Source organism: Trichodesmium erythraeum IMS101 (assembly GCF_000014265.1).
Taxonomy (GTDB): Bacteria; Cyanobacteriota; Cyanobacteriia; order Cyanobacteriales; family Microcoleaceae; genus Trichodesmium; species Trichodesmium erythraeum.
Genome location: NC_008312.1, coordinates 5,965,313 through 5,978,965 on the forward strand (window position 1 = coordinate 5,965,313; position 13,653 = coordinate 5,978,965).

The following is a 13,653-nucleotide window of genomic DNA, read 5'->3' on the forward strand; positions in this document are numbered from 1 at the left end:
AAACTAGATAAAAGAGTTAAAATTCAGCATTCTCGGCAATTATGATAATTGTTTTTCCAAGAACAAAAAAACAATATTTATTATATTAAATTCTTACTCTGATTATCCGTTCTCAAGTAGGTATAGCTACTCTTTTATTTGCTCTTTTTCATCGACTGTTAGATGGTAGTAAGCAAGTAATAATAAATTATAGTTATGAATAAGATCCCAAATAGCACCAATCTAATTTTCAATTAAGATAAGAAGAGATAGATTTGGTTTTTCGCACATTCCATGGATCTTATTTGCCATCAGGCATTATTCTATCGCCTAATGTCAAAAGTATTCCCTGTTTCTTTTGTCACTAGTTGATTTCGTTTACTAGTATGGAAGCCACAAAAATGAGATGAAGAGAAATCATACAAATTTCAGAAACTTAAGCTAAACAGCTTTTTTACTTAATACATGGCTTGACTTAATAAGATTACTTAGTTAGGAAATTCTTGATTATGATGTGTCATCATAATTAAGAAAATTGCTATTATTAAAGTACATAATTATATCGTTTTTAATGGGTATTAAAATGTAAAAAAAAAATTAATTAGGAAATATATAAAACGAAAAAAATTATAGATACATATGAACAAGAAAAATCCCAGTATTAATAGTATATCTATAACTATTTTCTCCAATTGATAGATATTCCTTAATCATAATAGATAATTCAAAGGTTTATAATTTTATTTATTAATTAATTATTCTAAATATCCTCAGCTATAAGTATCTAAAGCATTAGACATAATTATAGCATTATTGCAACTTTAATAAGAATTTAATTTGATATTAAGTCAATGTTTTCATACAGTTATTGTATACAATCTGGAAATATTCTTTATATAATGGACAACTAACTGTTGCTTTATTGTTAAATAAATTAATTAACCCCATACTGTTGAGCTTATAGGCAATAATTGGGTCTAAAAAAACGGGTTCAGCTGAGTGACAAACTGTTTGAAAAGCATTTGCTAATTCTGGGTTTTTTTTCAAAGCTAGCCAATGACGCTGTAAATGATGTCCATAAATCCCCGTTTGAGTTACGGAAGTTACTAATAATTCCTTAAAAGTTATTTTTTTGTGGCTAACATAATAAAGTGCCAAATGAATTAAAGCAGGATGCCCCCTGACTAACTCTATCAATTGTTGAATTTCTTCATTATTTTGACTGTTTAATTGGTATTTTGTTACCAACTTTTTTACCTCTTCTTGACTAAAAAATTCTAACTCAATAGGTAATCCAATATTAAAAGGAGACTGTTCTAACTGAAGCGGAATATAAATCTCAGTACTATGAACAACGATTAAACGAAAATCTTGCCAAATAATATTTTTTTTGGCTTCTTCATAACAAGAACGTAATAAAGGTAAAAAATCTTCAGAAACTTTAGGATGTTCAAATACCTGATTAAGCTCATCTAAAGCTAAAACCAAAGGACTATCAATTTCTTCTAAAAGATACTCTTCAAAATAAATTGTCCAACTCATTTTACTACCAAGATCATCATCCCAATAGAGATCTAAATTTGGTTTTAATCCTAGTTCTCGAGCACAATTAATACATAACCAGCGCAAGAATTGATTAATGTTTTTGAAGATATTTTGATCAGTTTTTTGTAAGTTTAAATTAACTGTTTTATAACCTAAGTTTTTTTGACAATCATTTAAAACTCTCAATAATAAAGAAGTTTTTCCCATTTCTTGAGGAGCTTTTATTCGCACCAACCCCCCTGGCTTACTAATTTCTTTAATAATTTGTTGTTTTAGAGAAGGTTTTTCTAAATAAAAAGGAGAATTAAGAGGAATTGCCCCACAGGGATAACTAGGTAAATTAGTTAACTCTTCTAACTCTGGTGTTAATTGATCTTGTGCCGTAAAATGTGACTCTAATATGGCTCGACATCTTTTCTTAGTTACTCGTTTTCCTATCACCTCGGAAATTTTTCTATACAATTCTGGTGCAACTACATTAGCCACATAGAAAGAACTGTAACCTTCTTGTCGAGCTATTTCATGATATGTCTTTTTTTGCCAGACACCTTGTAAGACCAAGCCTTCGGCTTCATTGAGACAATTATTTTCTAGTTCGAGTAGTTGCTTATTGAGATTATATTTGATTTCCTCTAAATTCATAAAGTTCATAGTAATAATATTTAGTTATTGATAGTACAAAGTTATGCTAAAAAAATATTTGCTTTAAAGGATGAAAGCTTTCTATAAAGTTGCTTACAGCATTTATAGTTGTTTTGAGAAAGCTTCTTACGATGAATTGTATTCTCTCTTAGCCTCAAGACGTGCTTTTGAATAAGTGGAGAAATATTATTAGTATTACCTAATTATTAACATAAAAAAACAAAAAAATCAATTAAAAATACTAAAGAATATTAAAAAATAACATGGGTTAAAAACCTGTGCCTAGTTATTCAAGTAGAGGATAGATAACTCTTAGTAATTTGTCTAAAATAGTCATTAAGCCTCAGATTTTAAAGCCAATTTATATCAACAACTAAGTACAGAAAATATTTTTTTTCAGCATCAAGACCGGCTTTATTTAATTAAATATTGGAAGAATTATTAATCAAATAGATATCTAAATTAGTAGATTTTAATAGAAAATAAAACTACATTTATGTTTTATTTCAGTATTATCAAAGTGCCACCTTCAGAAAGCTATTCAATAACATTAAAACGGTAATAAGTAGAAGATTAAGAAAATAATTTGAAGAACAAACTGACAATATTTACTGGAAAAATATTCTGGGAAACAATTCTGATTTTATTGCTTCTTGTTGTAGAGCAACAATTTATACTTTAAAAAATTACATTGAATATCAAAAAAACAAGAATATTATTATCAATAAATGGGGCGTTTATCTTCATTTCTTGACAGTCAATTCATCTCACGCCATAATCTTTAACTTATCGTGATGCTTCTGAACAATTTAGCTAACTTTTCCCGGTCATTTTTGAGTTTTTTTTGATTCCCAAATTACTTTTAAAGTCTAGCAGATAAAATATTTTTTCATAATTATTCAGGTATAGCTAAAGAGCAAACCTTGCAAAGGTTTATAAACACGTCTTAAGTACTTATGAACTAATTTGAGAGTATTAGCTGGACTTAAATTGGGATAAATATTATACTAAAAGGATAGATATTGCTCTTCTAATATTTCAAGAGGTGATATATAAAGCAAATACTAGTGTAACCCTAAGTATTCTAGTTTTAAAGATGTCTAACAAAATTTTTAGAAGAAGCTGGAATCATAGCTGACTTATTGAAAAGATTATTGAAGCTCAATAAATAATAAAATGGAAACTAACTATAAACTTACTAAGCAAATATATGAAAGTCCTAATTCCTTAGTTTTTCAAGGCTTATTAAAACCAAATAATCAACCTATTATTCTGAAGTTTCTTAAAGAAAACTATCCTACACCTTCAGAACTAACTCGTTATAAACAAGAATATGAAATTACTCGTTCTTTAAATAAGAGAGAGCAGATAATTATCGTTTATGATTTACACCGATATAACAATAGTTTAGTCATACTTTTAGAAGACTTTGGCGGTAAATCTTTAAAGTTATTATTACCCCAAACTCAATTCACATTAGAAGAATTTCTCACTATTGCTATTCAGATAACTAAAGGTTTAGCAGTAATTCATACAAATAATATCATCCACAAAGATATCAACCCTTCCAATATTATCTATAATCCTCAAACAGGTCAACTAAAAATCATCGACTTTGGCATTTCTACCCGCTTATCCCAAGAATTTATCAAAGTTTTTCCCCCTCATCAACTAGAAGGAACTTTAGCATATATCGCCCCAGAACAAACAGGTAGAATGAACCGAGGAATAGATTATCGCAGTGACTTTTATGCTCTTGGCGTGACTTTTTATGAGCTTTTAACCAATCAACTTCCTTTTGAAACAAATGACTCAATAGAGTTAGTTCATTGTCATATTGCACAACAACCTTTACCACCCCATAAACTAAATCCTAATATTCCTAATTCTCTATCTAATATCATCATCAAATTGTTAGCTAAATCTCCAGAAGAAAGATATCAAAATGCTTTAGGAATTGAAGCTGACTTAAAAAAATGTCTCAGTCAGTTAGAATCTTTAGGAAAAATTTCTGAGTTTACTTTAGGTAGTCAAGATATTTCTAAAAAGTTTCATATTTCCCAAAAACTCTATGGTCGAGAACAGGAAATAGCTCAACTTTTAAACACATTTGAGAAGGTTACTCAAGGAACAACAGAAATGATTCTAATTTCTGGTTATTCAGGAATTGGTAAATCTGCTTTAGTTAATGAAATTCACAAACCTATTACACAAAAACGAGGACAATTTATTAAGGGAAAATTCGACCAATTACAGCGAGATATTCCCTATTCAGCTATTTCTCAAGCTTTTCACGACTTAATCTATCAACTACTAAGTGAAGCAGAAATAACCCTAAAAATTTGGGAAAAAAAGATTCTAGAAGCTGTAGGAAATAATGGTCAAATTCTGATTGATGTAATTCCTGAACTCGAAAAAATTATCGGGCAGCAACCACCAGTTGAACACCTAGATAGAAGTGAAAGTCAAAATCGTTTTAATTTATATTTTCAAAGATTTCTGAAAGTTTTTTGTGAGAAAGAACACCCTCTAGTTATCTTTATTGATGATTTACAATGGGCAGACTTACCCTCTCTAAATTTAATAGAGCAATTAATGTCAAATTCTGACAACCAATATTTTCTGATGCTGGGGGCATATAGAAATAATGAAGTTAGTTCAACCCATCCTTTAGTAAATACCTTAAATAAAATTAAGCAAGGAAAAGTTATAGTTAATGAAATTAGCCTTTCGCCCTTAAAATTTACCCACATTAATCAATTAATTGCTGATACCCTCAGTTGCAGCTCAGAAATTTCAAAACCTTTAGCTAAGTTAATTGGGAAAAAAACCAATGGTAATCCTTTTTTCCTAACTCAACTTCTCTATTATTTGTATCAAGAAAGTTTGCTAGTATTTCAGGACCCTCAGTCTTTAATTAATACAAAAAAACATCAAAAATGTTATTGGCAATGGGATATAGAAAAGATTAAAAGGGTATCTATTACCGATAATGTAGTAGAATTGATGGTAAGTAAAATTGAAAAATTAGAGCTAAAAACTCAAAATATTCTCAAATTAGCAGCTTGTATTGGTAACCAATTTAATTTAGAAATTCTTTCGATTATTAATAGAAAATCTCAAATAATTACTGCCCAAGAATTAGAATATGCAATTCAGGAAGGACTAATAAATCCTCTGGATAATAACTATAAAATCGTTTTACTTTGGAATGCTGAAGAATTATCAAATGAGCTACTAGAAAACTATTTGGAATCAGCCAAGTACGTCCCCTACAAATTTTTGCATGACCGAGTTCAACAAGCTGCCTATTCTTTAATTCCAGAAGATCAGAAAAATAAATTACATTTACAAATAGGTCGTCTACTACTGAGAAATATTGGAGAAGATGAGTTAGAAAAGAAGATATTTGATATTGTTAATCAATTGAATGAAGGGAGTGCTTTAATAACTAAAAAATCAGAAAGATATGAATTAGTTAAACTTAATCTTAAAGCAGGTAAAAAAGCTAAAGCTTCAACAGCTTATGCACCAGCTTTAAGATACTTAGAAACTGGTTTAGAACTATTAGAGGAAAATAGCTGGCAGAATCATTATCAATTGACTTTAGAACTTCATGTAGAAACCTTAGAAATTTTATATTTAAATGCCAAGTGGGAGCAAACTGAAGAATTATCTAGAACTATTCTGCAAAAAGGTCAAAATATTCTTGATAAGGTTAAAGTTTATGAGTTAATTATTATGTCTTATTTTGCTCAATTTAAGACACAGAAAGCAATTAATACTGCTTTGAAAGCTTTAACAAAACTGGGTGTATCTTTATCCCAAGAAGTTGTTAGTGAAAGTGAAATAAAAAATAGGATTAAACAAGAAAATGAATCACTAAAATTGAAATTAAAAAGAAAAACAATTGCCGAATTAGCTGATTTGCCAGAATTAACTGATCCTTATAAACTAGCAGCCATATCAATATTGCAGCAAGTTAGGACTTCAACAGTGACAACAAATATGTCATTATTTGTAGAGATACTTTTAACTCAACTAAGTCTTTGTATAAAATATAATAATCCTCCTCAAGCTGCTGCTATTTATGTTTCTTATGGAGCGCTTCTATATGGAGTAATAGGAGATATTGATTCTGGGTATCAGTTTGGAAAACTGTCTCTCAGATTACTAGAGAAATACAATGTTACTAAATTTGAAGCTTTAGTAATTCATAACTTTTTTGCATATATATGGCATTGGAGAAAGCTGATAAATGACAAGATAGTAGAAGAAAAATTACTTAATACTATACAGAAAGGTATCAATATAGGAAGTAATGAATATGTTTGTTATACCTGTTTGTTATATTGCCTTCTCAGGTTTTTTAGAGGAGTTAATTTAGAGCAAGTTAAGGAGGATTTTATAACATATACTGAGGTAGTTAAAAAAATTGATCAAAAATTTTCTATCAATCAGATAGAAATGCTGAAAAATATTACGGAAAACTTAAGAAATGAAAGCCAATATAAATACTGTTTGTTGCTGGGAAATTCTCAAGATGAAGAGGATGCATATTTAGAAATACATAAGAATAAGATGAATGTTTATTTGCTGTTTGTTTACTATTTTAGTAAAACACTTGTTTCTTATTTTTTGAAAGATTACTTGATAGCTTTTAAGAGTAGTCAAGATGCTAGAAAATATGTGATGGAACAGATGGGGCATTTAATAAAACCACAATATAATTTCTATTCTTCTCTTTCTTTGATAGCTTATTACAATAATGCTAATACAAAACAGCAAAAAGAATTACTAGAACAGGTAGGCAAAAATCAGGAGAGTATGAAAATATGGAGTCAATATTGCCCAGAAAACTTTCAACATAAATATGATTTAGTAGCAGCAGAAAAAGCCAGAATATTAGGGCAAAATTGGCGAGCACAAGAATTTTATGAAAAAGCGATTCAAGGAGCAAAAAAATATGAATTTATCCACGAAGAGGCTTTAGCTTACGAACGAGCATCTGAATTTTATTTTACCTTTGGGAGAGAAGAAATCGGTCAATTGTACTTAAGAAATGCTTATCATTGTTACATCCGTTGGAGAGCAAAAGCTAAAGTTAAACAATTAGAATCAGAATATCCTCAGTATTTATTAGGAATAACGAATCAGAATAAATCTCAAGGGTTAAGTACGACGATATCTACAACAGGAAATGATGGAGAAATTCTCGACTTAACTACAGTTATTAAAGCATCTCAAGCAATTTCTGGTGAAATTAAGTTAGAAAATCTCCTGCACAATTTAATGAAAATTGTGATTGAAAATGCTGGGGCTCAAAAAGGCTTTTTAATTCTTAACCATAAAGGTAGTTGGGTTATTGAAGCCCAAGGAAATGTAACAGAAGAAGAAGTTACTATTTTGCAATCAATTCCGATTAAGTTGAAGGAACATGATAATTCAAATCTAATATTACCTGATAGTATCATTAATTATGTTGCTCGTACTCAAGAATATGTAGTACTAGATGAAGCATTTTCTGAAGGTCAATTTATTAATGATCCTTACATTATTGCGAACCAAACTAAGTCTATTCTCTCTACTCCTTTACTTAATCAAGGTGAATTAAAAGGTATTGTTTATTTAGAGAATAATTTAACTACAGGGGCATTTACTTCACAACGAATAGAACTATTAAATATCCTATCTGCTCAAGCTGCTATTTCTATTGATAATTCAAGACTATACCAAACTTTAGAACAAAGAGTAGAAAAACGGACTAAAGAACTATCACAAACATTAAGTGTTCTCAAAGCAACTCAAGCAGAATTAATTTTTGAAAATGACTTACTAAAAGATAATACACAACTTTCTAGTTTCGATTATCAAGTAGGAGGAAGTTTGCCTATGGACGCACCAACTTATGTGGTACGACAGGGGGATAGAACCCTTTACAAAGGGTTAAAACAAGGTCAGTTTTGTTATATTTTTAATTCTCGACAAATGGGTAAATCTAGTCTAATGATCAGAATGATGAACCATTTAAAGCATGAAGGATATAAATGTGTAGCCATAGATTTAACTCGTATTGGGACTTCTAATGTTACTGTTGAACAATGGTATAAAGGATTAATAGTTGATTTATTACGAAGTTTTGGGTTACGCAGAAAAGTTGATTTTAAAGCTTGGTGGAATGAGCGGTTAGATATTTCTCCTGTGCAAAGGTTTGGTCAATTTCTGGAAGATTTATTGTTAGTTGAAGTCAATTCAGAGCATCAAGAGTCGCCTCAAAAAATATTCATTTTTATTGATGAAGTTGATAGTATTTTACGGTTAAATTTCCCAGTTGATGACTTTTTTGCTTTGATTCGTTCCTGTTATAATGAACGAATGATTAATCCAGAATCTAGGTATCATTATCTTACTTTTATTGTTCTAGGAGTTACGACTCCTTCAGAATTGATAAAAGATCGTAAAAAAACTCCTTTTAATATTGGTCAAGCTGTTGAATTGGAAAGTTTTAAAATCCATGAAGCACAGCCTTTATTATATGGATTAACTGAGAAAGTAAGTAATCCTCAAACCATCCTTAAAGAAATCTTAAATTGGACAGGAGGACAGCCTTTTTTAACCCAAAAATTATGTCGAATAATTCGTAATATCGAAACTGAGATTCCAACTAATGATGAAAGTAAATGGATTGAAAATTTAGTCCAAGAAAAATTTATTCATAATTGGGAAAGTCAGGATCAACCAGAGCATTTAAGAACTATTAGAGATAGAATTTTACACAGCAAAAATAGTCAAAAACTTCTCTCCCTTTATCAAGAAATATTAGAGGAAAGAAAAGTAATTTTTATTCATACTTCAGAAGAAGAGGAATTACGTTTATTAGGACTGGTGATTAAGGAAAATGGTTTTCTGAAAGTTCATAACCGTATCTATGAATTGATTTTTAATTCTCATTGGGTTGAGTCCCAAAAGTCTTGAATTTGATTTTCATAGTAAGTATTGAGGATGATGGTAAATAATAGCTAAATTAGAAGGTAATAATTAATTTTTTTTCAATAGGTCTCTTTGTTTGTGTAGCTGAAAGAGAGCTTGTTGAATTTTAATACTAAAATTTAAAATTTATTGGAAAAAAAATCAGGTTAATTTCAACGGAGAGGGTGGGATTCGAACCCACGGAAGGTCTCCCTTCAACAAATTTCGAGTTTGCCGCATTCGACCACTCTGCCACCTCTCCCTAAAACAATAAAAGTTAAAAGTCCAAACTTAGATATTAAAAGTTATTTTGGAGTTTTGACTATTTATTTTGATGATTTAAAGTATCATATTTTTGATTATATCACAGGAAAGAACTATCAGACTGATCTAATTCTAAAGTACTTTGAAAGCCAGTAATAGGAGTCCATTGAATGGCGCCATCACGACCTGTCCAAAATAGAGGAATATTATTTTCTTGAAAAAATTCAATCATATCTGGATGGACAGAGTCTGAAGAAGCGATCGCTACTTTTGGCCGAATAATATTCAATAACTCTGCATTCAGCTTATTCCCGGACCACCAAAGCACTTCTGTTGGCTGAAAACTTTTTTCTGCTAATAACTTACTTTGTTGAGATAGCTCAGTATTCCCCAATAATAACCAACTTTGGCCATGAATCATAAATTTTACGATTGGGGTCTCAGAGTTAATTAATTTCATCTGGGTAGAACCTAAGTCAACATTTTGATTCTTTATCACAGTATAGTAATTAGCTTTAATCTTTTGCAGAGCATTAAACACGGGTTGATTATTAGTTTGATAACCTTTTTCCTCATCAGTTTCCACATCATAAAAAGTTTTAATTTTCAAGCTTTCAAAAACATATGGCCACCCACGACTTAGACCTTTTTGGGAATGAAGATCAATAGACCAATCAATTTTATTAATACCTTGCTGCCGTAAGAATGGTAACACTTTAAACCTGGCTGTATTTTCATCTCCAGCATTGACCAAAATTACTTTACCTTGATCTTGAATAACAAAAACTGGTTTGGAGGGTGAGTCAAGAATGGTAGCTTGAAATACAGAGGTCCGAGTATACCACAGAGGAATAATAATAATAGCGATCGCCAAGAGCAAACTCCACTGCCAAAGCTTCAGAGAGAACTTTTTCTTCTTACCCTTGTCTACTTCTGGAGTTTTACTTTCCAAAAACCATGTGGTAAAAATCAACCCATATAGCACAACTAACTGATAAACGGATATTGCTCCCACTGCAACTTGATTTCCTGGTAACCTGCTAAAAAACTGTACAATTTCAATCAAAATCTTAACTGGAAAATGTAAAATCATAGCGCTCAAGCTCCCTGCATCGGGGTAAATTAAGGCTAGCATTGCACTAATAAATCCACCTACAGTAATTACAGTCACCAGAGGTGCAACAATAATATTCACTAAAATAGCATAGGGCGAAACTACATAAAACACAGATAACAATAGAGGTAACACCCAAACAGAAGCAGAAATATAAATAGCAGCTAAATAGGCAATACCGGAGGGCAACATATTTAAGCGTTTTGTTAAAGGTGGCAATGTTACCAATAGCCCAAGAGTCGCCAAAAAACTCAACTGAAACCCTAAATTCCAAATCCACAAGGGATTAATTAATAACAGCAAAGTAGCAGCTAAAAGTAGAGAAACTAATGGTTTAACCATGCGTTGGAAAACAATTCCTAGCAAAGTGGCTAAACCCATCAAAGCTGCTCGCAATACTGAAGGTACAAAACCTGTAAAAGCGACGTATATACTTAGGAGCAGGATACCAAAACTAAATCTTTTTCCTGAAGACATTTTTTTAGTTAAGGTCAGGACTGCACCCAAAATTAGGGAAACATGAAAACCTGATGCTGCCAATATATGAGCTAAACCTACCTGTATAAATTGGTCTCGTAGTTGATAGGAAAAATCTACGGCCTTACGCCCTAAAACCATAGCACTTACTAGAGGACCTTCTGGCACACCTAAGAACTTTACCTGAGCGCGAATAATTCTCTGCCGAATTTTATATAAACCCCAAACATTATTTTCTTGGTTCAGCTCAGTAATTTTATAACCTGTAACTCCGGCAAAAGCACCTTCTCTAGCTAAATAAGCGCGAAAATCAAAGCCTCCAGGGTTAGTTGCTGGTGATGGTCTATATAAAGAGCCGGTTATTGCTACTAATTCATTAGGATAAATACCTGTTGCTTGCAAAAGTGGTATTGTAACGTAAACCTTTCCTGTCACATCTTGGTGTACGTTTGCGGAGCCGCCAGTACCAACTACTTCACTAACTTGAGATGCTTTTAACCAAAGTTGGGCTTTTCCTGAGCGAGTTGTGCGGGGAACAGAAAGAACTTTGCCTCGAACAATAACTACTTGTTGTTGAGACTCTCCATCAAGTGAAATAATTTTACTAATGTCGCTTGCTGTGGGTTGGGGTACTCGCCATTGAAAATAAATACTTGCCAGCAGAGCGATCGCTCCTGCAGTTATCCACAACCAATTTGAGTTTAGTAAGTTTTTTCTAGTTCTTCTGGTGAGTAAGTCTTGAAGTTTATTACTTCTGAGTAAGTCTTCAGAACTTATTTCTTGCTCAGAAGCTGTCATTTCTCTAGTTAACTTACGTAAATTTTGTCGGTATATTTGTTGTGCAATAGTTGCTAATAATAATCCTATAGTTACTACAGCATATATACCCCAAGGTAAAATAGTAGATAATAGCCCCATTATATAAGCTAGGCAGATAACGATCACTACAGCTTGATTCATTTTTGTCGTTAGACTTTAGCTTCTTCAACTTAAATATACATTGCTGGATCCTAACTACTACCCTTATTTATTTTTTGTAGTTAGACTTTAGCCCCTTCAACTGAGAATATGTATTGCTTAAGCCCAACTACTAGCTTGATTTATTATTTGTAGTTGAGCTCAAGCTCCATTTAGATCGCTAAACCTAGTCTTAAACCTAGAATTGCATGAACAAACATAATACATAGTGCGATGCTACCCAGGTAAGCGTGAGTAGTACGCAATGCAATTTGATTTCCACCAAATTTTGTCAGGGAAATGAAGCCGTTGGCTGCTAGCAATGTCAATACTATTGAACCGGTCCAAAAATGGGGACTTTCAAATATCTGCTGTTCTTGCATTACGAGAGATAATACCCCACCTGTATAACCTAATGCCATAAATAGAAACATTAATGGTGCCATTTTCTGATGATTAGATCCGTTTTTAATGGCTACTTCTTCATTTGTGGCTATTCGTCTACGCCATCCGGTAAAACCAACAAAACTACCTACGACAAATACAACTGTTCCCATCATTGCTGGGTGTCCCCAATGTACGATGGGTTCAGGGACGTTAAAACTACGAAATATGTCAGCTATTGGTTCTAAGTATTGTCTGATTTCCATTTTTTTTTCTCTCTGGGTTTCTGGTGTTAAGTTTATTAGTCTAGCACAACTTACCTATCTAAATAATAAACCGGGTTTATTGATCTGATTATTTGTTGGCTCTCAGGAATTTTCCTGGAGCAACCTGGTTTCTGTTTTTTTTTCAGTAAGTTTAGGCTGCTTCCATGGTTTCTTTGAGCAGTGGAAAGTTAAGCTTTTCCCGTTGTTGCAAGTAAAGTTGACCTACTTGCCGCGCTAAATTACGAATTCGGCCAATATAACGGGTGCGTTCGGTGACGGAAATTACTCCTCTGGCATCAAGTAAGTTAAAACTGTGGGAACATTTGAGAACATAGTCTAAACTTGGTAAGACTAATTCTCGTTTTATGAGTTGTTTGGCTTCTTGTTCATAAAGACCAAATAAGTTAAACAAAAAATCAGGGCTAGATGCTTCAAAGTTATAGCTACATTGTTCAATTTCTCCCTGAAGGTAAACGTCTCCATAAGTGATGTTGTCAGTCCATGCTATTTTAGTGATAGCATCAACTTCCTGGAGATACATGGCAAGGCGTTCTAAACCATAGGTGATTTCGATGGAAACTGGCCGACAGTCAATGCTACCACATTGTTGAAAGTAAGTAAATTGGGTGATTTCCATGCCATCAAGCCATACTTCCCAACCAACACCCCAAGCTCCTAGGGTGGGGGACTCCCAGTTGTCTTCTACAAATCGAATATCATGATCTTCTGGACGGATACCTAGAGCACGGAGAGAGTCTAGGTAAAGGTCTTGAATGTTATTGGGGGAGGGTTTCATTAAGACTTGATATTGATAGTAGTGTTGAAAGCGGTTGGGGTTTTCTCCATAACGCCCATCTGTGGGACGCCGACAGGGTTCAACATAGGCTACTGACCAAGGTTCAGGACCGATCGCCCGCAGAAAGGTGTGGGGGTTCATTGTACCTGCTCCTTTTTCGGTATCATAAGATTGAGCGATTAGACAGCCGCGATCGCTCCAGAATTGATTTAAGGTGGCTATGACTGATTGGAAGTTCACTTAATTTTTTTAGCTCTTGA

Annotated in this window: 5 protein-coding genes and 1 tRNA gene; 1 reads left to right on the forward strand and 5 read right to left on the reverse strand. The window is 32.4% G+C overall.

Annotation, left to right across the window (positions count from 1 at the left end; genetic code table 11):
* Nucleotides 1–822: 822 nt before the first annotated feature.
* Complete coding sequence (locus TERY_RS18560) at nt 823–2,175, reverse strand: AAA-like domain-containing protein (protein ID WP_011613231.1); 1,353 nt, start codon at nt 2,173–2,175, stop codon at nt 823–825.
* A 1,167-nt stretch (nt 2,176–3,342) separates the two neighbouring features.
* Here TERY_RS18560 and TERY_RS18565 point away from each other — a divergent pair.
* Complete coding sequence (locus tag TERY_RS18565; RefSeq protein WP_011613232.1) at nt 3,343–9,141, forward strand: AAA family ATPase; 5,799 nt, start codon at nt 3,343–3,345, stop codon at nt 9,139–9,141.
* Nucleotides 9,142–9,312: 171 nt separating this feature from the next.
* Here TERY_RS18565 and TERY_RS18570 read toward each other — a convergent pair.
* From TERY_RS18570 to glyQ, 4 genes are all read right to left on the reverse strand, one after another.
* Nucleotides 9,313–9,397: transfer RNA gene (locus TERY_RS18570), tRNA-Ser, on the reverse strand.
* Between the two features lie 102 nt (nt 9,398–9,499).
* Nucleotides 9,500–11,950 (reverse strand): ComEC/Rec2 family competence protein, encoded by a 2,451-nt coding sequence (locus TERY_RS18575; protein ID WP_011613233.1) that lies wholly within the window; start codon nt 11,948–11,950, stop codon nt 9,500–9,502.
* A 170-nt stretch (nt 11,951–12,120) separates the two neighbouring features.
* Nucleotides 12,121–12,597, reverse strand: coding sequence for a DUF4079 family protein (locus TERY_RS18580; protein WP_011613234.1), 477 nt, complete (start codon nt 12,595–12,597; stop codon nt 12,121–12,123).
* A gap of 151 nt (nt 12,598–12,748) precedes the next feature.
* The gene (glyQ, locus tag TERY_RS18585; protein WP_011613235.1) at nt 12,749–13,633 is read right to left on the reverse strand and encodes a glycine--tRNA ligase subunit alpha; all 885 of its coding nucleotides are present in this window, start codon (nt 13,631–13,633) and stop codon (nt 12,749–12,751) included.
* Between the last annotated feature and the right edge of the window lie 20 nt (nt 13,634–13,653).